Here is a 22,212-nt window from a genome sequence, read left to right on the forward strand (position 1 = left end):
CCGAGTGTGCCTGCCGGTGATGGACGTCGGTCACACCCCTCGAAAGGAGAGCGACATGGCGACGACCCCTTCCTCCCCCCGCGAAGAGGTCCCCCAGGACCGCATCAATCCCATCGTCTTCTACGGCTCGGCCACCGGCATTGTGGTCTTCGCGCTGTGGACGATGATCTTCACCGAGCAGGCGAGCGGCGTCATCTTCGCCGTGCTGGGCTGGATCTCCGACACCTTCGGCTGGTTCTACTTCCTGTCGGTGGTGTTCTACCTGGTGTTCGTCATCGCCATCGGGCTGTCGCGCTTCGGCAAGCTGCGGCTGGGGCCCGCCCACTCCAGGCCGGATTTCAACATGGTGACCTGGGCGGCCATGTTGTTCTCCGCCGGCATCGGCATCGACCTGCTGTTCTTCTGCATCGCCGAACCCGTCGCCCAGTTCCTGGCCCCGCCCGAGGGTGACCCCGGCACGGTGGCGGCGGCACGCCACGCCATGGAGCTGACCTTCCTGCACTGGGGGCTCTCCGGCTGGGGCATCTACACCCTGGTGGGCATGGCGTTGGGCTTCTTCAGCTATCGCCACGGGCTGCCGCTGACCATTCGCTCGGCCCTCTATCCGGTGTTCGGCAAGCGCATTAAGGGCGGCATCGGCCACACCGTGGACATCGCCGCGGTGCTCGGCACCGTGTTCGGCATCGCCACCAGCCTGGGCATCGGCATCATCCAGCTCAACTTCGGCCTCAACTACATGTTCGACGTCCCGGAGAGCACCCTCACCCAGGCGGCCCTGGCGATCCTGATCGTGGTGTTCTCGGCCATCTCGGCGGTCACCGGCGTCGACAAGGGCATCCGCCGCCTGTCCGAGTTCAACATGCTGCTGGCCCTGTTGCTGATGTTGTTCGTGCTGTTCAGCGGCCAGACGGTATTCCTGCTCAATGCCCTGGTGATGAACGTCGGCGACTACCTGTCGAACTTCCTCTCACTGTCGTTCCACACCTACGCCTTCGACCCGCCCGCCGACTGGCTCAATGCCTGGACGGTGTTCTTCTGGGCCTGGTGGATCGCCTGGGGCCCCTTCGTCGGGCTCTTCCTGGCGCGCATCTCCCGGGGCCGCACCCTGCGCCAGTTCGTCGCCGGCACCCTGATCCTGCCGCTGACCTTCATGATGGCCTGGATGTCGATCATGGGTAACAGCGCCATCGACATGATCATGAACGACACCGCGGCCGTGGCGGACTTCGGCGAGCAGGCCATGAACAACCCGGGCTCGGCCATCTACCTCTTCCTGCAGGGCATCCCCTGGGTGGGCCTGACCACCGTGGTGGTGACCGTGCTGGCCATCGTGTTCTTCGTCACCTCGGGCGACTCGGGCTCGCTGGTGCTCTCCAACCTCACCTCGGTGCTGACCGACCCCAACCACGATGCGCCCTCCTGGATGCGCATCCTGTGGGCCGCCATCATCGGCATGCTGACCCTGGCGCTGCTGATGGCCGGCGGCCTGGAGGCACTGCAGGGGGCCGTGGTGATCATGGGGCTGCCCTTTGCCGTGGTGCTCTTCCTGATGATGCTGGGGCTGTTCAAGGCGCTCAAGGTCGAGGGCATGAAGGAGGACAGCCTGCGCCACAGCATGGCGGGCCAGCTCTCGGCCCGGACCACGCTCGGCGAGGGGCGTGGCTGGCGCCAGCGGCTGGTGCGTGCCGTGAGCTTCCCGGACCATGCGCAGGCGCGTCGTTTCCTTGCCGAGGTGGGGCGTCCGGCCATGCAGCAGATCCGCGAGGTACTGGGCGAGAAGGGCTTCAGCGTCGAGGTCGTCGAGGGCAGCGGCGACGGGGAACACCTGGCACTCAACGTCGACCTGGGCGGCGAGCAGGACTTCACCTACCAGATCTGGCCGCGCCGGGCGTCGATGCCCGCCTTCACGATCCGCGATACCCACGCGGGCTCGCACTACTACCGGCTGGAGGTGCACATCCTCGAGGGGGGCCAGGGCTACGACGTCTACGGCTACAACGTCGAGCAACTGATCGCCGATATCCTCGACCAGTACGAGCAGCACCTGCAGTTCCTGTACAGCCAGCGCGAACTGCCGGGCGGCAACGCCGTGATGCCGGACGATCCCGTCAAGGCCGGGCGGTGACGGCGAGGCGTGCGCCCCGTCCTGGGGCGCAGCGCCGCACTCGCATGGTGCATGGCCGCCCCGGTAGGGAGCGCTCGTTCGCCCGGCGACGATGCGGTCAGGGCTATTGCAAATAGCTTCCATCGCTCGGGGCTGATCCGACGACAAGCCTGCGAGGAGGCGCTGTGAACCCCTCCCTGGGCGCTACCGACGCCATCCCTGGCGTAGGACCTCCTCTTCGGCTTGTCCCCGGCGCCCCTCGCCGTAGGCAACTGCGATAGCCCGGGACATAAGGTGAGAATATCGGGCGGGCTGGCACGCCGCGTGCAAGGCAGGGATACGACTGTCTGACACGGGTGCCGCCATGACCACCGATCACGCCACGCCGGAGCGGGATGCCGCCCTGACCCCGCGGCTGCTGTTCACCGACCTGGACGGCTCGCTGCTCGACCACCACAGCTACGACTGGGCGCCGGCGCGGCCCTGGCTCGCCCGGTTGAAAGCGCTCGGGGTGCCGGTGATCCCGGTGACCAGCAAGACCCGCAGCGAACTGCTGGCCCTGCGCCGCGAGCTCGGCTTCGAGGATACTCCCTTCATCGCCGAGAACGGCGCCGTGGTGGGCCTGCCGCCGGCCTGGTGCCACGCCCGCCTGGAGCGGGACGCCGGTCCCGACGGCCTGGTGATCAAGACGCTCGGGGTGGATATCGGCTTTATCCGCAAGCGGTTGTCGATCTGGCGCCAGCGACTGGGTGCGGGCTTCACCACCATGAGCGAGATGCCCCTGGACGAGCTGGTGGCCTTCACCGGCCTGCCGGAACCCCAGGCGCGGCTGGCGCGCCTGCGCGAGGGCAGCGAGCCGCTGCTCTGGCGGGACGACGAGGCCCGCCTCGAGGCCTTTCGCCGTGGCCTGGCCGGCGACGGCCTCTGCCTGGTGCGCGGCGGGCGCTTCTGGCACGTCACCGGGGAGTCCCACAAGGGCAACGCCGTGACCTGGCTGGTGGCGCGCCATCGGGCGCTGCGCGGCCGCCAACCCCTGACGCTGGCGCTGGGCGACGGCCCCAACGACATCGCCATGCTCGAGGCGGTGGACCAGGCGGTGGTGATCCGCGGCTGTCACGGCCTGGCGGTCGAGCCCGAGCAACCGGCACTGTATCGCAGTGAGGCCACGGGTCCCGCCGGCTGGGCCGAGGGGGTGGCCCACTGGTGGGGGCGAGCCGACCGCCGGGTGATCCCGGCGGCATGCCGTGAACCGGCCGGCGGGGAGGCGGCGGCATGAGCGACTTCCACCAGAACGGCATCGTCACCGACTTCCACAACCTGACCCGCCGCCCGGTGGCCGAGCTGGAGGCCGACTTGGTCGCCTTCTCCCGGCGACGGCCCATGAGCCTGATCCTGCCCTCGCTCTACTCCGAGCTGGAGGGACCGGCGCTGGCGCATATCGTCGAGGAGCTCAGTCGGGTGCCCTATCTGGCCGAGGTGGTGATCGGCCTCGATCGCGCCGACCGCGAGCAGTTCCTGCAGGCCCGGGAGTTCTTCGCCCGCCTGCCCCAGCACCACCGCATCCTGTGGAACGACGGGCCGCGCCTGCGCGCCCTGGACGCCGAGCTCGAGGAGCGCGGGCTCTCGCCCCAGGAGCCCGGCAAGGGGCGCAACGTCTGGTTCTGCGCCGGCTTCGTCCAGGCCTCGGGCCGCGGCGCCGTGGTCGGCCTGCACGACTGCGACATCCTCACCTATGATCGCGGGATGCTGGCGCGGCTCTTCTACCCGGTGGCCCACCCCCACTTCAACTACGAGTTCTGCAAGGGCTACTATCCGCGCATCGCCGAGGGCCGGCTGAACGGCCGGGTGTCGCGGCTGCTGGTCACCCCGCTGCTGCGCGCACTCAAGCAGATCCACGGGCCACTGCCCTACCTGGAGTACTTGGACAGCTACCGCTATGCGCTCTCCGGCGAGTTCTCCATGCGCGCCGAGGTGCTCGATGGCATCCGCATCCCCGCCGACTGGGGGCTAGAGATCGGTGTGCTCTCCGAGGTGCACCGCAACTACTCCACCAAGCGGCTGTGCCAGGTGGACCTGGCCGATGCCTACGACCACAAGCACCAGCCGGTCTCCGAGGCGAACGCCTCCGCCGGGCTCAACCGCATGAGCCTGGATATCGCCAAGGCGCTCTACCGCAAGCTGGCGACCCAGGGCGTGACCTTCAGCGCCGAGGGCTTCCGCACCCTCAAGGCCACCTACTACCGCCTGGCCCTGGACCTGATCGAGGCCTATGCCCACGACGCCGAGATGAATGGCCTGAGCCTCGACCGCCACCGCGAGGAGCGCTCGGTGGAACTGTTCGCCGCCAACCTGCTCGAGGCCGGCAGCGCCTTCCTCGACAACCCCCGGGAGCGCCCCTTCATTCCCAGCTGGAACCGCGTACGCGCGGCCATCCCCGACCTCCCCGAGCGGCTCTTCGCCGCGGTGGAGGCCGACAACGACCCCTCCGGGGAGCGGTAAGCCGGGCTACTCCCGAAGCTTGAAGAGCGCGGCTGCGCCGCTTGAAGAAGGAAGACCGGTGCTTCGCACCTGGAAGAGGAAAGAAACCCATGCTCTTCCTTCTTTTCTCTTATGACTTCTTCACCAGCCATAGGCTGCGGTAGGGCGCCAGGCTGTCCACCGGCGCCCAGGGCGCCTCCTCCAGCAGGTCGTACCAGGCCCCCTCGGCCAGCGCTTCCAGGGCCAGCGGCTGGCGGCGGTCGGTGACGTTGTGGATCGCCAGCAGCCGCCGGCCGCAGGCCAGCGGACCGCGTTCCAGTACCAGCAGCTGCGGCGGGGTGGGCAGCACCCGCTGGGGGGCGTCGGGATGGAAGCAGGGCTCGGCACGGCGTACCGCCAGGCGTCGCCGGATGGCCAGGAACACCTCCCGGGTGGGGGTGTTGCGGCTGTCGAGCAGTTCCTCGAGCTCGTCGAGTTGCCAGCGGCGGCGGTTGATGGAGCGCAGCCGGCCGCTGCGCTCGACCCCCTCGTGGTCGTTGAGGGTACCGGTCAGGCAGTGCAGGTAGAGGGCCGGGATGCCCTGCAGGGCCAGCATCAGGTGCTGGCTGCACAGGAAGCGCTCGATCTGCCAGGGGTCGGCGCCGCGGCGGGTGCCCTTCATGGCGTCGAACCAGGTGATGTTGATCTCGTAGGGGCTGTCACTGCCGTCGGGGTTGGCGCGCATGCTGACGAAGCCGCCGAAGCGGTGCATCAGCTCCAGCAGGGCCTCGATCTCGTGGGGCGGCAGCCAGCCCTCCAGGGGGCGCACGCCGATGCCGTCGTGGCTGGCGGTGAAGTTGAGGTAGCTGCAGCCCGGCGGCAGGGTGGGCAGGCCGTCGAGCCAGGCGGCGAGGAGGCTGGCGTCGCCGCCGGTCAGGGTGTGCAGCAGCAGTGGCGGCAGGGGGAACTGGTAGACCAGATGCGCTTCGTCGGGAACATCGCCGTGCGCAAGACGCTCGAGACCAAAGTAACTGAGGTTCTCCTCGTGGGGCACGTTGGTCTCGGTGAGCAGCAGGGTGTCGGGGGCCACATGGTCGACCACGGCACGCAGCAGGCGCACCACCTCGTGGGTCTGGGGCAGGTGGATGCAGGGGGTGCCGAGCTCCTTCCACAGGTAGGCGATGGCGTCCAGGCGCACGACCCTGGCGCCCTGCTCGAGATAGAACAGCAGGATGCCGATGAACTCCAGCAGCACGTCGGGGTTGGCGAAGTTGAGGTCGATCTGGTCCTCGGAGAAGGTCGCCCAGAGGTGGCGAGTGCCGCGGCGGGTCGGCACCGGCACCAGCAGCGGGGTGTTGCGCGGGCGTACCACGGCGGAGAGGTCGGTGGCCGGGTCCATCTCGAGGAAGTAGTCGCGGCCCGGCTGGCTGCCGGCGAGATAGTCGACGAACCACAGCGACTCCCGGGAGACGTGGTTGAGCACCAGGTCCACCGCCAGGTCGCGCTTGCCGGCCAGCTCGCGGACGTGCGACCAGTCGCCCAGGGCGGGGTCGACCTCCCGGTAGTGGATCACCGAGAAGCCGTCGTCGCTGCTCCAGGGGAAGAAGGGCAGGACGTGCACCCCGCTGAAGGTCTCCGCCAGCCGCTCGTCGAGGAAGCCGGCCAGCACCGCCAGCGGCGGCCGCTTGCCGTCGAGCAGGCCGTCGCCGTAGGTGATCAGCCACTGGTCGCGCTCGCTCCACAGCGGTGAGCCCGCCTCGCGGCGGTGCATCGCCGGCGGGCGATGCGCCAGCAGGGTGAGCAGCCGGCGCTGCACCTCCTCGGCCCGCGGGCCGTAGAGCACGGCTAGGTGGCGCCGCGCGCGGTCGCGGAAGGCATCGAGGTCGAGGGGCGTGGTGAGCGAGGGGGTGAAGGCAGGGGTGTCCATGGGCCGGCCGCCGTGCTGTGCGTTCTCCCTGCATATGCAGGGGGCGTGCCAGCGGTGGCCCCGGAACACGCACGCCGGCCCGAGGGCCGGCGTGACATCGCGGCGGGAGATCGCGAAGGCTTACACCTCCTTGTACAGCTCCGCGCCCGCCTGGCGGAACTTCTCCGCCTGCTCCTCCATGCCTCGCATGACGGCTTCCTGATCGCCGTCGAGGCCCTTGTCCCTGGCGTAGTCGCGGACCTCCTGGCTGATCTTCATGGAGCAGAACTTGGGCCCGCACATGGAGCAGAAGTGGGCCACCTTGGCCGAGTCCTTGGGCAGGGTCTCGTCGTGGTACTCGCGGGCGGTGTCCGGGTCCAGGCCGAGGTTGAACTGGTCCTCCCAGCGGAACTCGAAGCGCGCCTTGGACAGGGCGTTGTCGCGGCGCTGGGCGGCCGGGTGGCCCTTGGCGAGATCGGCGGAATGCGCGGCGATCTTGTAGGTGATGATGCCGGTCTTGACGTCGTCCTTGTTGGGCAGGCCGAGGTGCTCCTTGGGGGTCACGTAGCAGAGCATGGCGCAGCCGTACCAACCGATCATCGCCGCGCCGATGCCGGAGGTGATGTGGTCGTAGCCCGGGGCGATGTCGGTGACCAGCGGCCCCAGGGTGTAGAAGGGCGCCTCGTCACAGGCCTCGAGCTGCTTGTCCATGTTCTCCTTGACCAGGTGCATGGGCACGTGGCCGGGGCCCTCGATCATCACCTGGACGTCGTGCTTCCAGGCGATATGGGTCAGCTCGCCGAGGGTCTCGAGCTCGGCGAACTGGGCCTCGTCGTTGGCGTCGGCCACCGAGCCGGGGCGCAGGCCGTCGCCCAGCGAGAACGCCACGTCGTACTGCTTGCAGATCTCGCAGATCTCCTCGAAGTGGGTGTAGAGGAAGCTCTCCTGGTGGTGGAAGAGGCACCACTTGGCCATGATCGAGCCGCCCCGGGAGACGATGCCGGTCACGCGTTTCGCCGTGAGCGGCACATAGCGCAGCAGCACGCCGGCGTGGATGGTGAAGTAGTCCACGCCCTGTTCGGCCTGTTCGATCAGGGTGTCGCGGAACACCTCCCAGGTGAGGTCCTCGGCCACGCCCTTGACCTTCTCCAGTGCCTGGTAGATGGGCACGGTGCCGATCGGCACCGGGGCGTTGCGGATGATCCACTCGCGGGTCTCGTGGATGTTCTGGCCGGTGGAGAGGTCCATGATGGTGTCGGCGCCCCAGCGGATGCCCCAGGTCATCTTGTCGACCTCTTCCTCGATGGACGAGGTCACCGCCGAGTTGCCCAGGTTGCCGTTGATCTTCACCAGGAAGTTGCGGCCGATGATCATCGGCTCGGACTCCGGGTGGTTGATGTTGTTGGGAATGATGGCGCGGCCGGCGGCCACCTCCTGGCGCACGAACTCCGGGGTGATCTCCTCGGGCAGCCGGGCGCCGAAGCCCTCGCCCGGGTGCTGGTGGCCCAGGATCCGCTCGACCTCCTCGGTGCCCAGGGCCTGTCGACGCTGGTTTTCGCGGATGGCGATGAATTCCATCTCCGGGGTGACGATGCCCTGGCGGGCATAGTGCAGCTGGGTGACGTTCTTGCCCGCCTTGGCGCGGCGCGGGGTACGGGTCAGGTCGAAGCGCAGCGGGGCCAGCGTCGGGTCGTTGGCGCGACGCTGGCCGTACTCGCTGGTGGGGCCATCGAGGAACTCGGTGTCGCCGCGCTCCTCGATCCAGGCGCGGCGCAGCTCGGGCAGGCCGCGGCGCAGGTCGTTGCTGGTCTCGGGGTCGGTGTAGGGGCCGGAGGTGTCGTAGACCAGCAGCGGCGGGTTCTGCTCGTCGGCGCCGGAGGTGCGGGTCGGCGAGAGGCTGATCTCGCGGAAGGGCACGCGGATGTCCGGGCGCGAGCCCTCGACATAGACCTTGCGCGAGCCGGGCAGCGGCTGGATGGCGGCTTCGTCGACCTGGGCGGTCTCGGCGAGGAAGTGGGCGGTCTTGCTCATCGGGTGTTCTCCCTTGGGTTGTCAGAGGGTCTTGTCAGGGAGGACAGCGGTCAGGGGGCGCGGCGGGCGAGGCCCGCCGGACGCTTGATCCCTACGCTGGTCCTAGCCAGTTCAGGTTCAACGGGATCCATGCTTGGGTGCTGCATGATCTCAGCCGTCGTCAACGGCACCCCGTCAAGCGTGGTGGTGCCCGCCGGCATCGGCGGGCGGGGCGGCAGTGGGCTAGTCCGCGCGGTCCAGCCCCATCTGCCAGAAGTCGATCTCGAGGCGCGTGGCGTCGCGAAACACCGTGCAGAGCTCCTCGAAGCGTGCCGGGCTCACCTCGGCCAGGCGGGCGTCGAGCCAGGCGATCTCGGCGTGCATGGCGGCCTGGAACTCCTCGCCGTCGTACATGGCGATCCAGGCGTCATAGGGGTTGTTTGCGCCGCGCACCGTGAACGGTTGGGCGCCCAACCAGCCGGCGATCTCGCCGTAGCCCACCACGCAGGGGGCCAGGGCCACGTGCAGGTCGAGCAGGTCGCCGCGGCTGCCGGCGTCCAGGACGTAGCGGGTATAGGCGAGCGTGGCGCGGGCCTCGGGCAGGGTGGCGAGCTGTTCCTCGGCGATGCCCCAGTCGCGGCAGTAGCCGACGTGGAGGTCGAGCTCCACGTCGAGGATCGCCTTGAGGCCGTCATGGGCCTGGCGCAGGTCGGCGAGCGTGCGGCTCTTGTAGGCGGCCAGGGCATAGGCCCGGGCGAAGTGGATCAGGAAGAGGTAGTCCTGCTGCAGGTAGTGGCGGAAGGCGCCCTCCTCGAGGGTGCCGGCGCCCAGGGCGCGCACGAAGTCGTGCTCGATGTAGGCGCGCCAGTCGGTCTGGCAGGCGGCGGTCAGATCGCTGAAGCGGTAACCCATCATGCCTCCGGTCAGGGGTCGGGATCCGGAGGTCGGGCGAGGAAGGGGAGAGGGGCTGCGCGGGGAAGCGGCCGGCGCCGGCCCATCGCCTGATTCCCTACGCCGGTGCCAACCGGATCAGGTTCCACGGGACCAGCGCTGCGTTCTCTCGAACCTGCGCCATCTCAGCCGGATTCACCGGCACCCCGTCAAGCGTCGTGGCCAGTCTAGCAGCTTGACGAGGTCTTGCCACCCGTCATCCGGCTCAGGAGGGCCCGCGCTCGCCGACCGCCCGCTCCCCGCGGGCGCCTGACGCCAAGGGGCGCCGGAAGGCCGACAGGGATTGTACCGGCATCTCGCCGGGCAGCTCCTCGGGGGGTGGCGAGGGGGGCGCCGCGGCGGGGGTGGCCGTTCGATCGGCCAGCTCGCGCAGCACGGCAGGGGGGCGGGTCTCGCTGGGAACCAGCAACAGGCCGGCTCGGCGCAGGGCGCGCCCCAGGGTCAGGCTGCTGCTCCACCTCACCAGGGGAGCGGCCAGCAGCAGGCCCAGCCAGACCGGGGTCAGCCACCAGAAGAACACCGGCGTATACCACCAGGTAACGAGCGCCCAGAGCAGGCCGGCGAGGCTGGCCGGCCAGGTCAGCCGCCAGGCCTCCCGCCAGGGGACCGCACGCCCCTCGCGGGCCTGGGGATCCCAGGCGACGGTGCGTCCGCTCAGCACGCTGATGACGAAGAGGCTGTGGAACAGCATCATCAGCGGCGCGATCAGCATGGCGAACAGCGCCTCCAGCAGCACGCTGGCCACCAGCCGCAGCGGTCCGCCGAAGTCGGCGGGGCGACGCAGCAGCGCCAACGCCAGCCCCAGCACCTTGGGCATCAGCAGCATCGCCAGGGTGCCGGCCAGCAGCGGCATGATCAGCGGTGGCGGGGCGAGCGGCCAGTCGGGGAACAACTGGGCGTCGGCGGTGAAGAAGTTCGGCTCGCTGAGGGCACGGACCAGGGCGTCCAGGGTGCTGACGGCCAGGATGCCCAGCCAGATCAGCGAGGAGAGGTAGGCCAGGGCCCCGAACAGGAAGTGCAGCCGGCTCAGGGTGTGCAGGCCCCGGCCGGCGAGCAGGCGCAGGTGCTGCAGGTTGCCCTGTACCCAGCGACGGTCGCGCTTGGCGTAGTCGAGCAGGTGGCTGGGCATCTCCTCGTAGCTGCCGGCGAGGTCCGTCTGCATCTGGACCGCCCAGCCGGCACGCCTCAGCAAGGCGGCCTCGACGAAGTCGTGACTGAGGATGTCACCGCCCAGCGGTGGCTTGCCGGGCAGGGTCGGCAAGCCACAGTGCGCCATGAAGGCGCGCGTGCGGAGGATGGCGTTATGGCCGAAGTAGTTGGCCGCATCGGCCTGCCAGAAGCTGAGTCCCGCGGCCAGCATGGGGGCATAGAGGGAGGCCGCCAGCTGGTTGGCCCGGCCGAACAGGCTGTCCTGGCGCACCGGGATCGGCACCGTCTGCAGCAAGCCCAGGCGCGGGTTGGCCTGCATGGCGTCGATCAGCGAGGCGATGGTGGTTCCCCGCATCAGGCTGTCGGCGTCCAGCACCAGCAGGTAGTCGTAGTGGCGCCCCCAGCGGCGGCAGAACTCGGCCAGGTTCCCGGCCTTGCGGCCGGCGTTGCCGTCCCGGTGCCGGTAATGCACTCGGCAGTGTCCGGCCAGTCTGGCCTGGAGGGCGCCTACCTGGGCCGCCTCCCGGTCGACGATGGCCGCGTCGGTGCTGTCGCTCAACACGAAGGCCTCGATCCGGCGCTCCGCGGTCTGCGGCGGCAGGTCGCGGCAGGTGGCCTCCAGGCCGGCGACCACCCGCTCCACGTCCTCGTTGTGGATCGGCATGACCAGGGCGGTTCGCGAGGACAGGCCGGCGGGCGGATTCGCCATGCGGCGCCTCGCCAGGGTCACCGGGTCGCGTCGGACCAGCGTCAGCACGAAGCCGATCACCGCGCTCCAGAAGGCGAGGGTGATCCAGCCGAAGGTGATCGAGAACAGCCCCAGGATGACCAGCTCCAGCGGCGAGATCCCCCCGACGAAGAGGATCCGGAACATGGCCCAGGCCCCCAGCGCGGTGGTGCCCGCGCAGAGCAGCGCGAAGACCAGGCGCCGCGTCTTGCGCCAGGGCGGCCGGGCCGGGGACGCGGCGCGTCGGGCGTCAATCGAATTCATCGGGGTACCAGACATAGTTCCAGGTTTCCGTAAGGCGGCGGCCGTTCAGCGTCAGGAACAGCCGCATGTCGGCAGGCGTGTCACCCTCGGGGGCCAGGCGGAAGCTGGCGCGCCAGGTCTCGCCATCCGGGAGGCGCCGTACCCGGGACTCCAGGGTCTCGCCGCTCGAGCTCTCCAGGGTCATCTCCACCGGCTGGCTGGCATCGAGGCCGGCGAGCTCGCCGCCGCGGAAATCGACCACGAACTGGCGACGGCTGGCGGGCGGCGGGTCGTCCTGGCCGGGCACCGCGCCCCAGCCCTGGCGGGTGCGGATCACCCGCGCGACCTCCTCGCCGGGCGGCGTGGCGCCGAAGGTCAGGGTGCGGTAGCGGTAGCGGCGCGACTCGCCGGCGGCGAGCGGCCGGTCGGGGACCCAGTAGGCGGTGATATTGTCGTGGGTCTCGCTCCGGGTCGGGATCTCCACCAGTTCCACGCTGCCCCGGCCCCAGTCCTCCAGCGGCTGCACCCACTGGCTGGGGCGGCGCTCGTAGTGGGCCTCGGCGTCGAGGAAGGCCGAGAAGTCGCGGGGGCGCTGGAGGAGTCCGAAGCCTTTCGGCGACTGGTCCTGGAACCGAGAGAGCCGGAGTTCCTCCGGGTTGCTGAGCGGGCGCAGGATCCACTCGCCGCTGCCGGTCTGCATGACCAGGCCATTGGAGTCGTGGACCCGGGGGCGATAGTCGTCGGCGGGACGGTGGCCGATCTCGCCATGCAGGTACATGCTGGTGAGCGGGGCGATGCCGAGCTTGTCGATGTCCTCGCGGGCGAACAGCCGTGCCTCGGTGTCGACCGTGGTGTGCTCCCCGGGGGCGATGTCGAAGCGGTAGGCGCCGGCCAGCGAGGGACTGTCGAGCAGGGCGACGACGGTCATGCGCGTCGCCTCCGGCTCCGGCTTCAACAGCCAGAACGCGCGGAATGCCGGGAACTCCTCGCCATGGGGTTCGGCGGTGTCGATGGCCAGGCCCCGGGTGGAGAGCCCGTAGCCCTGGTGGCGCCCCACGAGGCGGAAGTAGGTGGCGCCGAGAAAGACCGCGAACTCGTCATGGTAGTCGCCACGGTTCAGCGGATAGTGCAGCCGGAAGCCGGCATGGCCGATGTCGTCGAGCTCGAGGTCGGCGAGTGCCGAGGCGTCGCCGTCGTAGCGGAAGCGTTCCCGGCGGAAGGGCAGGGGACGCACCGCGCCCTGGCCATCGACCAGGTTCAGGCGGACGGGTTGGTCGTAGAGGAAGCCGGGATGGAACAGCTGGACCTCGAAGAGGCCCTCGTCCTTCCAGATCGACGCCTCTGGCTCGAAGCGGATCTCCCGGTACTGGTCGTAGTCCATCTCCGCCAGTTCGGGCGGCAAGAGCGACTCGGGGGCCTGGTAGGATTCGGCGGCGAGTTGCCGGGCGCGGTCAGCGACCCGGTCGAACAGCTCCTCCGGGGCAGCCGCCGAGGCATCCATGCTCAGGGCCAGGCCCCACGCGAGACTGAGGCGTCGTAGCGCGGTCGTCACGTGCGTCTTTCTCCATGTGGTCCCGCCGGCACTCCCTGCGCAAGCCGAGCCAGGAGATAGCTTGGATCTTCAAGACGTGTCGTTGGTCATTGGTGTTGTCATGCCTTGAAACCTGGCGGTTTGATCATGCGGGCCGGGCTGAGTTCCCGATGCCCGTCCTCGAGCGCCTGGGTGCCATCCGCACCGGCTGCCACCTGGCGACAGGGGGCTCAGTAGAGCCGGAAACGCTTGTAGTCGGGCCGACCTGCGCCCTCCTCGGGGGTCTTGCGGTAGCGCTTGTATTCCCACTGGTACTGGGCCGGATCCAGGGCGATGGCGGCCTCCACGCAGGCGTTGACGCCGGTCGCCGACTCGGCTTCGTCGGTGGCGTAGACCCGCGGGTCGGCGGCGAGGAAGTGGAGCTCGAAGCCGCGCCCGGGCAGCCGGCGGGCCACGCCGGTGACGACCCGCGCCTCGGTACGCGCCACCAGCTTGGGCAGCAGGGTCGCGGTATAGGCCAGGCGGTGATAGAAGGGCGCGAAGACGCCGCTGCCCCAGGAGGGCTCCTGGTCGGGCAGGATGCCGATCGCCTCACCGCGCTTGAGCGCCTTGAGCAGGGACGCCACGCCACGCGGGTTGGTGGGTACCAGGCTGGCGCCCATGCGCTCGCGCCCCCGACGGGTCACGGCGTCGAGCTCGGCGATCTTGGGCGGCTCGTACATGGCGGTGAAGGGGAAGTGGCTGGAGAGCCAGAAGTTGAGTACCTCCCAGTTGCCGAAGTGGGGCGCCAGCACGATCACCCCGCGCCCTTCGGCGCGGGCCTCGTCGAGCAGCTCGCGGCCATGCACGGCGAGGATCGCGGCCTCGACCCGCTCGGGGGCGCCCATCCAGGCGAAGCCCAGCTCCAGCATGGTGGCGGTGGAGTGGGTCAGGCTCTCGCGGGCCAGGCGGCGGCGCTCGGCTTCGCCTTGCGCGGAGTGGACCTGCGCCAGATTGATCTCGGTGACCTCGCGCTCGCGCCGGCTGAGGCGGTGCACCAAGGGGCCGGCCAGGCGCGACAGGCGCCACAGGGTGGCCAGGCGGCGGCCGGCCAGTGCCTGCCACAGGGCGGCGATGGCGCGGGCCTGGAGGGGACTGGACTGGGAACTCGCCTCGGCCATGGGCTCACACCAGCCAGGTGTCCACGTTCTCCGGGGCGCGCTGTTCCTGCAGCCCCTTGAAGCCCTTCACGCAGCGGATCACCAGCCATATCACCGCCACCAGCCAGAGCACGAAGCCGATCAGGATCAGGGTCAACAGGCCGGAGACGCAGAAGTAGAGCAGGCCGATCCAGAAGGTGCGGATCTGGTAGCGATAGTGCTCGTCGAGCCAGGCGGGGCCTCGGCCACGGTAGACGTAGGCGATCACCGCGCCGACCAGGGCGGTCAGGCCACCGGTGACGATGCTGGCGAGGTGCAGGGCGTAGATCACCATGGGGATGGTGGTATCCACGGGCCGGTGCGGTTCGACGATGACGTTGTCGTTCTGGACGTTGTCGCTCATGGGATTGGTCTGGCTGAGAAGATGGAGCCGCCCATGATACCGGCCGGCGGCGACAATGCCACCGGCGCCGCCCATCCGCTGGTGGATGGGACGGCCCATGGCCATGCCGGGTCAGTCCTGTGTCGCGTCCTCGTCGGCGTTGCGTCGGGGGCGGCTGATCTCGATCAGGTTGCCGTCCGGGTCGCGCAGGTAGAGTGACTCGATGGGGCCGGTGGCTCCCTGGCGGGCCACGGGGCCCAGTTCCACGTCCACGTCCAGCGCCTCGAGGTGGCGGCGGACCTCGTCCAGCGGCAGCAGGCTGCGCAGGCAGAGGTCCAGGCTGCCGGGGGTGGGGGTGGCGGCCCGCGGCGAGATGTCGGTGGCGGTCCAGTGCAGGCGCAGGGCGATGTCGCCCAGCATCAGGTCGACCCGCTCGCGGTTGCGGTAGCGCACCTCCAGCCCCAGCACCCGGGAATAGAAGTCCACGGCACGGGAAATGTCGGTCACGGTGATGACCAGATGGTCCAGACCTGACAGCATGCGGTTCTCCTTGCAGGGGTTCGGGAGACAGCAGGGAATCCTGAGTCAAGGGGATCTGGCACAGAGGATACGACGATGCAGACTTGCCCGCTATGCGGATCGCAGGACACCACCGACTTCCACCGCGACGCCCGGCGCGAGTATCGGCGCTGCCGCTGCTGTTCGCTGGTCCATGTGCCGCCGGTCTGGCGCCTGGGGCCGGCGGACGAGCGGGCGGTCTACGACCGGCACGAGAACTCCCCGGAGGATGCCGGCTACCGGCGCTTCCTGTCGCGGCTGTTCGAACCGCTGCGTGAACGGCTGGCGCCCGGCACTCGTGGCCTGGACTTCGGCGCCGGCCCCGGGCCGACGCTGTCGGTGATGTTCGAGGAGGCCGGCCATCCCATGGCCATCTACGATCCCTTCTACGCCCCGGATACCTCGGTACTGGCGCGGCAGTACGACTTCATCACCGCCACCGAGGTCGCCGAGCACCTCTTCGACCCCGGCCGCGAGTTCGCCCGGCTCGTTGCCCTGCTGCCCCCGGGCGGCTGGCTCGGGGTGATGACCAAGCGGGTCACCACCCCGGCGGCCTTCGCCCGCTGGCACTATATCCTCGACCCGACCCACGTGGCCTTCTTCAGCGAGGCCTCCTTCGCCTGGCTCGCCGACGAGTTGGGCATGACGGTGACCTTCCCGGCGGCCGATGTGGCCCTGTTGCAGAAGTGGTAGGCGCGGGAAGCGGAGGATCCTGTCGTTTTCGCCGGGACTTCCAGTGGGAAGCACCGGCACCGTGCGGCCAGGCCGTAACGACGATTGACAGGGCCGCCGGCGGGCGTATGATTCCCGCGCCGAGTCGGTGATCGCGTCCCTCCCACGCCGACCGGGCAGGCGTTCCCACGTCACTTCTGCCACCCTTTCCTGGTTTCGATCCTGCTTCGCGAGGCCCCTCATGTCGCGGCAACTGCTGGTCATGGCCCTGGCCCCCCTGCTGGGGCTGTTCATCCTCGGCATCGGCAACGGCTTCCTGGCCACGTTGATCACCCTGCGCCTCGATGTCGCCGGCTATTCGCCGGTGGTGATCGGCTGGGTGTCGTCGGCCTACTTCATCGGCCTGGCGCTGGGCGCCATGCTCAACGACCGCCTGCTGCTGCGCATCGGCCATATCCGCGCCTATGGCAGCTTCGCCTCCCTGGTGGCGGTGACCGTGCTGCTGCAGGGGCTGATCGAGCATCCGGTGGCCTGGTTCCTGCTGCGCCTGATCGGCGGCTGGGCCACCGTGGGGGTCTATCTGGTCATCGAGAGCTGGCTGCTCACCGCCGGCGAGGCGAAGGTGCGCGGCCGGCTGCTGGCCCTCTACATGATCTCGCTCTACGCCGCCGGCGTGCTCGGCCAGCTGCTGCTGGGGGTGACCGAGGCCATGGGCGGGGCCAGCTCCTTCATGGTGATCGGCATGCTGGCCTCGCTCTCGGTGCTGCCCATGGCGATGATCCCGCGGGTCTCGCCGCTGATCGAGAAGGCTGAGCCGCTGCCGCCCCACCGGCTGATCACCCTGACCCCCACCGGGGTGATGGGCAGCTTCGGTTCGGGCATCGCCGTGGCCGCCGCCTACTCCCTGCTGCCACTCTACCTGCAGCGCATCGGCCTCTCGGTGGACCGGGTCGGCCAGATGATGGCGGTGGTGGTGCTGGGGGCCATGCTGCTGCAGTACCCGGTGGGGCGCTGGTCCGATCGCCACGACCGCCAACTGGTACTGATCGGCATCGGCGGCTTCTGCGCGCTGATCTCCGCCGCCATCCTCTGGCTGCCGATGAGTCCCTGGCTGCTGGCGGGGCTGCTGTTCCTTCTCGGCGGCGGCATCTTCTCGCTCTACCCGGTGTCCGTGGGCCACGCCGCCGACCGCGCCCCGGCCGGCGCCCTGGTGCGCATGAGCCAGGGCCTGCTGCTGATCAACGCCATCGGCTCGGCCCTCAGCCCGCCGCTGATCTCGCCGGTGATGGCCGTTCTGGGCGATGCCGGCCTGTTCTGGAGCTTCGGTGGCCTGGGGCTCTTCCTGGTCGCCTTCTTCGCCTGGCGGCGCAGCGTGCGCCCGGCGCCGGTGCCGGTGGCGCCCTTCGCGCCCACCTCGCCCATGTCCAGCGTGGGCGCCGAGCTGGCGGTCACCGAGGCGCTGTTCCAGGGCGCCACCGAGCACGAACACGTGGAGGATCTCTCCGGCGCCGTGCCCGAGGTGGCGGTGGCCGAGCCGCTGGTGGGACCGCCGTCGCGGGACGAGACGCATATCGCCTACTATGACGAGCCCGAGGCTTCCGACGACCCTCACCAGGAGGTCCTGCCGGGGATCGAGCCCTTTCCCGGTCGGGGCTGACGGGCCTAAGACCTTGGCCTAGTGGCCTGTAGCCACCAGGGAATCTACGATCGCCGGTGCCATTCTTTCCGGAGGATCCCATGACGACCTATGTCGCCCCCCTGCGTGACGTGCGTTTCGTGCTCGAGGAGCTCCTCGAGCATGGCTCGCTGGCCCTGCCCGGCTTCGAGGAGACCAGCCCCGACCTGGTGGAGGCCGTGCTGCAGGAGGCGGGCCGGCTCGCCGGCGAGGTGTGGGGGCCGCTCAACGCCGGCGGTGACCGCCAGGGCTGCACCCGCCGCGACGACGGCGGCGTGATCCTGCCCGAGGGCTTCGCCGAGGCCTATCGCGCCTATGCCGAGGGCGGCTGGAACGGCATCGGGGTGTCCCAGGCGCTGGGCGGCCAGGGGCTGCCCGAGGTGGTAGCCAGCGCCGTGCAGGAGATGCTCCACGGCGCCAACATGGCCCTGGGGCTCTGCCCGATGCTCACCGCCGGGGCCATCGAGGCCCTGGCCCATCATGGCAGCGCGCAGCAGCAGGCCACCTACCTGCCGCGGCTGGTGGAGGGTAGCTGGACCGGCACCATGAACCTCACCGAGCCCCAGGCCGGCTCCGACCTCTCCCAGGTGCGCACCCGGGCCGTGCCGGAAGGGGATCACTATCGCCTGTTCGGGCAGAAGATCTTTATCACCTGGGGCGAGCACGACGCCGCCGACAACATCCTCCACCTGGTGCTGGCGCGCACCCCGGACGCCCCCGAGGGCAACCGCGGTATCTCGCTGTTCCTGGTGCCGAAGTACTTGGTGTCTGAGCCCCTGGTCGATGCCGACGGCTCGCCGGGGGTGCGCAACGACGTCACCTGCGCCTCGCTGGAGCACAAGCTGGGCATCCATGGCTCGCCCACCTGCACCCTCAGCTTCGGCGAGCGGGACGGCGCCATCGGCTACCTGGTGGGCGAGGAGGGGCGTGGTCTCAACCACATGTTCACCATGATGAACGAGGCGCGCCACAAGGTGGGCGTGCAGGGTATCGGCGTGGCCGAGCGCGCCTGCCAGCACGCCTTCGCCTACGCCGGCGAGCGCGTGCAGGGCAAGCGCCCCGGCAGCCGCGGCGGTGGCGCGTGCCCCATCGCCGACCACCTGGACGTGCGACGCATGCTGCTCGCCATGCGCACCCGCACCGACGCCCTGCGGGCCCTGGCGCTCTACTGCGCCGCCCAGCTCGACGTGGCGCGTCATGCCGCCGACGAGGACGAGCGCGCCGCCGCCCAGGCACGGGCGGACGTGTTGATCCCGGTGGTCAAGGCCTTCTCCACCGACCAGGCGGTGGAGATTGCCTCGCTGGGGATCCAGGTACACGGCGGCATGGGCTACATCGAGGAGACCGGCGCCGCCCAGCTGCTGCGCGACGCGCGCATCGCGCCCATCTACGAGGGCACCAACGGTATCCAGGCCCTCGACCTGGCCGGGCGCAAGCTGCAGCGCGACGGCGGCGCGGCGCTGGCGAGCCTGATCGACGAGGTGGAGGGCACCGCCCGGGCGCTCGCCGTCACCCCCGGACTGGCGCCGCTGGGCGAGCACCTGGCCGCCGGCGCCGCCGACCTCACCGCCGCCCTGGCCAGCGTGCTGGAGCAGGGCGTCCACCTCGAGACCGGCTCCGACGCCGTCCAGGCCTACGCCAGCCCCTTCCTCAGCCTCGCCGGCCATGTGCTGTGTGCCTGGCAGATGGGCCGGGCGGCGCTCAGGGCGGTGGCCGCCCAGGAGGCCGGCAGCCGGGATCCCTTCTACGCGGCCAAGCGCCAGGCCGCCGACTACGCCATCCGCCAGTGGCTGCCGGTGGGCCGCGCCCAGCGCGCGGTGATCGAGGCCGGCATGGCCAGCCTCGCCGCCTTCGACCCCGCCGCCCGCTGAGATAGTATGCCGATTCGACGTCACGGGTTCCGCGTGAAGACGACACATCAAGGAGAGTGCAATGAGTCAACAACCGATCGGCGTGGTGGGTGCCGGCACCATGGGCCAGGGCATTGCCCAGGTGCTGGTGACCAGCGGCTTCGCGGTGCAGCTCTACGACGTGGCCGACGAGCAGCTGTCGCGGGCGCGGGGCAATATCGACAAGGGACTGGGCAAGCTGGTGGCCAAGGAAAAACTCAGCGAAGCCGACAAGGGCGAGGCCATGGCGCGCCTCTCGACCTCTACCGCGCTGGACGCCCTGTGCGACTGTGCGGTGATCATCGAGGCCGCCCCCGAGCAGCCGGCCCTCAAGGAGCAGCTGTTCCGCGACCTGAGCCGCCTGACCCGGGATGCGATACTCGCTTCCAACACCTCCTCGCTGTCGCTGACCCGGCTCGCGGCGGTGTGCGAGCGCCCCGAGCGGGTGGTGGGCATGCACTTCTTCAACCCGGTGCCGGTGCTCAAGCTGGTGGAGGTGATCCGCGCCGAGCAGACCTCTGATGCCACCGTGGCGCGCATCGAGGCGCTCACCCAAGCGCTGGGCAAGACCGCCGTGGCCATCGCCGACAGCCCCGGCTTTGCGGTCAACCGCCTGCTGGTGCCGATGATCAACGAGGCGGCCTTCCTGCTCCAGGAGGGCGTGGCCAGCGCCGAGGATATCGACTCGGCGATGAAGCTCGGCGCCGCCCATCCCTTGGGCCCGCTGGCGCTCGCCGACCTGATCGGCCTGGACGTCTGCCTGTCGATCATGGAGGTACTGCAGGAGGGCTTCGGCGATCCCAAGTACCGGCCCTGCCCGCTGCTCAGGCGCATGGTCGACGCCGGCTACCTGGGGCGCAAGACGGGCCGCGGTTTCCACGTGTACGAGTGACTCGCACTCCGACAAAAGAGGGGATTGCCGCCCAACCTAGCGTTCGCTAGGGTTGGGCGGTACTCCCTGAACAACGACTGCAGGAGCCCCCATGAGCGAGAAGCTGATCGAGGTCGTCGACGACGCCGGCATCGTACGCCTGACCATCAACCGTCCCAAGGCGCTCAACGCCCTGAACAGCGCCGTGATCGGCGAGCTGGAGCGCGTGCTGGTCGAGCTGGAGGGACGCGACGACCTGCGTGCCGTGCTGATCACCGGTGCCGGCGAGAAGGCCTTCGTGGCCGGCGCCGACATCGCCGAGATGCGCGACAAGACCCCGGAGCAGGCGCGTGACTTCGCCCGCCAGGCGCTGGCCACCTTCAAGCGCCTGGAGACCCTGCCGGTGCCCACCGTGGCGCTGGTCAACGGCTTCTGCCTGGGCGGCGGCTGCGAGCTGGCGCTGGCCTGCGACTGGGCGGTGGCCAGCGACAACGCCGTCTTCGGCCAGCCCGAGGTGCAGCTCGGCGTGATCCCCGGCTTCGGCGGCACCCAGCGCCTGCCGCGCCGCGTCGGCCCGGCCATGGCCCTGGACCTGTGCACTACCGGGCGCAAGATCGACGCCGCCGAGGCGTTGCGTATCGGCCTGGTCAACGGGGTGATGGCGCAGGGCGAACTCGAGGCCCATGCGGAGGAACTCACCAAGCAACTCGGCGGCAACGGCCCCCAGGCGATGCGTGCCGCCAAGCAGGCTATTCACGACGGCATGGACCAGGACCTGGACAGCGCCCTGGCGCTGGAGAACGCCCTGTTCGCCTTCTGCTTCGCCGGCGAGGAGCAGACCGAGGGCATGAACGCCTTCGTCGAGAAGCGCAAGCCGAACTTCTGATTCGACGGCGCAGGCCAGACCGCAACGGCAGTGGCGGCGGCGCCACTGCCGTTCGGCTCTACCCGCAGGCACTCAACGCAGCGGGCTGACGCCTTGCCCGGCGAGTTCCGGGTAGTCGTCGTGCATCTCCAGGGGGCGAACATTCCGACGCGCACCGAGAAACTCGGGACGCGGGGAGGGAGCGGCAAAAGGCTCCTCGAGGGCGTTGTCCACGCTGTTGTAGACGAAGAACAGGTTGGAGCGCGGCCAGGGGGACATGTTCTCGTTCGAGGCGTGCAGCGTATTGCACTCGAACAGCAGCAGCGACCCCGCCGGCCCCTTGGGCGCCTGGATCCCGCCATTCTCGGCGAGCATCGCCAGGGCGTCCTTGTCCGGTACCCCGATCCTCTGTGCCTTGAGGGATTCCCGCCAGTTCATCTCCGGGGTCTCCCCCATGCACGGCACGAACAGGCGGTGCGAGCCGGGGATCAACATCAGCGGGCCGTTGAACTCGTTGTTGTCGGTCAGCATCAACGAGGCGCTGACGGCCCGCATCTTCGGCATGCCGTCCTCGGAGTGCCAGGTCTCGAAGTCCGAGTGCCAGTCGAAGCCGCTGCCCTGAAAGCCGAATTTGTCGTTGATGCGCGACTGGTGAATGTAGACCTCGCTGCCCAGCAACTGCCGCACCATGCCCAGGATGCGTGGGTCCCGCGTCAGCCGGTCGAAGCGATCCGACAACTCGTGCATGCCGAACACGGAACGGATGGCACCGCTGTTGGGATCCTGGATGACCTGTTCGGAGCGCATCAGCGCCTCATCCTTGGCCATCTCCTGGAGTTCCTTGAAGAAGGGAGTGATACGATCCTTGGAAAAGAAGCCTTCGAACCACAGGAAACCATCGCGTTCGTACCGCGAAAGTGACACTTCATCCAGGGGGCCGTCCCAGCGACGCTCCTTGCGTGCATGCACGATTGGTTCGCGCCGCGGAAAGGGTTCGTGATACTCCCTCAGGCGAGTGGGGTAAGCGTCGTTGCGATCGATCATGTGAGCCTCCTCCGGGGCGTGCATCGGCTTGCCACCCCG

General features: G+C 69.5%; 17 protein-coding genes and 2 riboswitches. Of the genes, 8 read left to right on the forward strand and 9 right to left on the reverse strand.

Features of this window, described 5'->3' with window-relative positions:
• Window positions 1–55: 55 nt before the first annotated feature.
• The 3 genes from betT to QWY80_RS01260 all read left to right on the forward strand — a co-directional run bounded on the left by betT (window position 56) and on the right by QWY80_RS01260 (window position 4,603).
• Window positions 56–2,125 (forward strand): choline BCCT transporter BetT, encoded by a 2,070-nt coding sequence (gene betT, locus QWY80_RS01250; RefSeq protein ID WP_290228852.1) that lies wholly within the window; start codon window positions 56–58, stop codon window positions 2,123–2,125.
• A 343-nt stretch (window positions 2,126–2,468) separates the two neighbouring features.
• Window positions 2,469–3,380, forward strand: a complete 912-nt coding sequence (locus tag QWY80_RS01255) for an HAD-IIB family hydrolase (protein ID WP_290228853.1) — start codon at window positions 2,469–2,471, stop codon at window positions 3,378–3,380.
• Entirely contained in the window at window positions 3,377–4,603 is a 1,227-nt protein-coding gene (locus QWY80_RS01260; protein WP_290228854.1) for a glycosyltransferase family protein, read from the forward strand. The genes QWY80_RS01255 and QWY80_RS01260 overlap by 4 nt, the downstream gene beginning before the upstream one ends.
• 109 nt (window positions 4,604–4,712) lie before the next feature.
• Here QWY80_RS01260 and QWY80_RS01265 read toward each other — a convergent pair whose 3' ends face one another.
• From QWY80_RS01265 to QWY80_RS01300, 8 genes are all read right to left on the reverse strand, one after another.
• Window positions 4,713–6,488 (reverse strand): sugar phosphorylase, encoded by a 1,776-nt coding sequence (locus QWY80_RS01265; protein WP_290228855.1) that lies wholly within the window; start codon window positions 6,486–6,488, stop codon window positions 4,713–4,715.
• A gap of 120 nt (window positions 6,489–6,608) precedes the next feature.
• Window positions 6,609–8,498 carry a phosphomethylpyrimidine synthase ThiC gene (gene thiC, locus QWY80_RS01270; protein WP_290228856.1) on the reverse strand — a complete coding sequence of 630 codons (1,890 nt, stop codon included), beginning with the start codon at window positions 8,496–8,498 and terminating at the stop codon, window positions 6,609–6,611.
• 71 nt (window positions 8,499–8,569) lie between these two features.
• A riboswitch (TPP riboswitch) is annotated at window positions 8,570–8,682 on the reverse strand.
• A gap of 38 nt (window positions 8,683–8,720) precedes the next feature.
• Window positions 8,721–9,389, reverse strand: coding sequence for a thiaminase II (gene tenA, locus QWY80_RS01275; RefSeq protein WP_290228907.1), 669 nt, complete (start codon window positions 9,387–9,389; stop codon window positions 8,721–8,723).
• A 76-nt stretch (window positions 9,390–9,465) separates the two neighbouring features.
• A riboswitch (TPP riboswitch) is annotated at window positions 9,466–9,587 on the reverse strand.
• A 46-nt stretch (window positions 9,588–9,633) separates the two neighbouring features.
• A complete protein-coding gene (gene mdoH, locus QWY80_RS01280; RefSeq protein ID WP_290228857.1) occupies window positions 9,634–11,568 on the reverse strand; it encodes a glucans biosynthesis glucosyltransferase MdoH in 1,935 nt (644 codons plus the stop codon).
• Window positions 11,555–13,099, reverse strand: a complete 1,545-nt coding sequence (locus QWY80_RS01285) for an OpgD/OpgG family glucan biosynthesis protein (protein ID WP_290228858.1) — start codon at window positions 13,097–13,099, stop codon at window positions 11,555–11,557. Before QWY80_RS01285 ends, mdoH begins: the two co-directional genes overlap by 14 nt.
• A gap of 209 nt (window positions 13,100–13,308) precedes the next feature.
• Window positions 13,309–14,238, reverse strand: coding sequence for a lysophospholipid acyltransferase family protein (locus QWY80_RS01290; RefSeq protein ID WP_290228859.1), 930 nt, complete (start codon window positions 14,236–14,238; stop codon window positions 13,309–13,311).
• A 4-nt stretch (window positions 14,239–14,242) separates the two neighbouring features.
• The gene (locus QWY80_RS01295; protein ID WP_290228908.1) at window positions 14,243–14,620 is read right to left on the reverse strand and encodes a DUF4870 family protein; all 378 of its coding nucleotides are present in this window, start codon (window positions 14,618–14,620) and stop codon (window positions 14,243–14,245) included.
• 111 nt (window positions 14,621–14,731) lie between these two features.
• Entirely contained in the window at window positions 14,732–15,139 is a 408-nt protein-coding gene (locus QWY80_RS01300; protein WP_290228861.1) for a VOC family protein, read from the reverse strand.
• Window positions 15,140–15,214: 75 nt separating this feature from the next.
• On the opposite strand from QWY80_RS01300, the gene QWY80_RS01305 reads away from it, so the two are divergent.
• The 5 genes from QWY80_RS01305 (at window position 15,215) to QWY80_RS01325 (ending at window position 21,150) form a co-directional block, all read left to right on the forward strand.
• Complete coding sequence (locus QWY80_RS01305) at window positions 15,215–15,850, forward strand: class I SAM-dependent methyltransferase (protein WP_290228862.1); 636 nt, start codon at window positions 15,215–15,217, stop codon at window positions 15,848–15,850.
• 220 nt (window positions 15,851–16,070) lie between these two features.
• On the forward strand, window positions 16,071–17,486 hold the full coding sequence (locus QWY80_RS01310; RefSeq protein WP_290228863.1) for an MFS transporter: 1,416 nt from the start codon (window positions 16,071–16,073) through the stop codon (window positions 17,484–17,486).
• Window positions 17,487–17,566: 80 nt separating this feature from the next.
• Entirely contained in the window at window positions 17,567–19,375 is a 1,809-nt protein-coding gene (locus QWY80_RS01315; RefSeq protein WP_290228864.1) for an acyl-CoA dehydrogenase, read from the forward strand.
• Window positions 19,376–19,436: 61 nt separating this feature from the next.
• Window positions 19,437–20,285, forward strand: a complete 849-nt coding sequence (locus QWY80_RS01320) for a 3-hydroxybutyryl-CoA dehydrogenase (protein WP_290228865.1) — start codon at window positions 19,437–19,439, stop codon at window positions 20,283–20,285.
• Window positions 20,286–20,376: 91 nt separating this feature from the next.
• Window positions 20,377–21,150 carry an enoyl-CoA hydratase-related protein gene (locus QWY80_RS01325; protein WP_290228866.1) on the forward strand — a complete coding sequence of 258 codons (774 nt, stop codon included), beginning with the start codon at window positions 20,377–20,379 and terminating at the stop codon, window positions 21,148–21,150.
• Window positions 21,151–21,222: 72 nt separating this feature from the next.
• Here the strand turns inward: QWY80_RS01325 and thpD are convergent, their stop codons facing one another.
• A complete protein-coding gene (thpD, locus tag QWY80_RS01330; RefSeq protein ID WP_290228867.1) occupies window positions 21,223–22,173 on the reverse strand; it encodes an ectoine hydroxylase in 951 nt (316 codons plus the stop codon).
• Between the last annotated feature and the right edge of the window lie 39 nt (window positions 22,174–22,212).

This window comes from Halomonas ramblicola, assembly GCF_030409215.1.
GTDB classification, from domain to species: Bacteria; Pseudomonadota; Gammaproteobacteria; order Pseudomonadales; family Halomonadaceae; genus Halomonas; species Halomonas ramblicola.

What these genes read in the sequence shown, in the direction of transcription:
- betT (WP_290228852.1), top strand. Translation starts at nt 56, where the DNA reads ATGGCGACGACCCCTTCCTCCCCCCGCGAAGAGGTCCCCCAGGACCGC.
- QWY80_RS01255 (WP_290228853.1), top strand. Translation starts at nt 2,469, where the DNA reads ATGACCACCGATCACGCCACGCCGGAGCGGGATGCCGCCCTGACCCCG.
- QWY80_RS01260 (WP_290228854.1), top strand. Translation starts at nt 3,377, where the DNA reads ATGAGCGACTTCCACCAGAACGGCATCGTCACCGACTTCCACAACCTG.
- QWY80_RS01265 (WP_290228855.1), bottom strand. Translation starts at nt 6,488, where the DNA reads ATGGACACCCCTGCCTTCACCCCCTCGCTCACCACGCCCCTCGACCTC.
- thiC (WP_290228856.1), bottom strand. Translation starts at nt 8,498, where the DNA reads ATGAGCAAGACCGCCCACTTCCTCGCCGAGACCGCCCAGGTCGACGAA.
- tenA (WP_290228907.1), bottom strand. Translation starts at nt 9,389, where the DNA reads ATGGGTTACCGCTTCAGCGATCTGACCGCCGCCTGCCAGACCGACTGG.
- mdoH (WP_290228857.1), bottom strand. Translation starts at nt 11,568, where the DNA reads ATGAATTCGATTGACGCCCGACGCGCCGCGTCCCCGGCCCGGCCGCCC.
- QWY80_RS01290 (WP_290228859.1), bottom strand. Translation starts at nt 14,238, where the DNA reads ATGGCCGAGGCGAGTTCCCAGTCCAGTCCCCTCCAGGCCCGCGCCATC.
- QWY80_RS01295 (WP_290228908.1), bottom strand. Translation starts at nt 14,620, where the DNA reads ATGAGCGACAACGTCCAGAACGACAACGTCATCGTCGAACCGCACCGG.
- QWY80_RS01300 (WP_290228861.1), bottom strand. Translation starts at nt 15,139, where the DNA reads ATGCTGTCAGGTCTGGACCATCTGGTCATCACCGTGACCGACATTTCC.
- QWY80_RS01305 (WP_290228862.1), top strand. Translation starts at nt 15,215, where the DNA reads ATGCAGACTTGCCCGCTATGCGGATCGCAGGACACCACCGACTTCCAC.
- QWY80_RS01310 (WP_290228863.1), top strand. Translation starts at nt 16,071, where the DNA reads ATGTCGCGGCAACTGCTGGTCATGGCCCTGGCCCCCCTGCTGGGGCTG.
- QWY80_RS01315 (WP_290228864.1), top strand. Translation starts at nt 17,567, where the DNA reads ATGACGACCTATGTCGCCCCCCTGCGTGACGTGCGTTTCGTGCTCGAG.
- QWY80_RS01320 (WP_290228865.1), top strand. Translation starts at nt 19,437, where the DNA reads ATGAGTCAACAACCGATCGGCGTGGTGGGTGCCGGCACCATGGGCCAG.
- QWY80_RS01325 (WP_290228866.1), top strand. Translation starts at nt 20,377, where the DNA reads ATGAGCGAGAAGCTGATCGAGGTCGTCGACGACGCCGGCATCGTACGC.
- thpD (WP_290228867.1), bottom strand. Translation starts at nt 22,173, where the DNA reads ATGATCGATCGCAACGACGCTTACCCCACTCGCCTGAGGGAGTATCAC.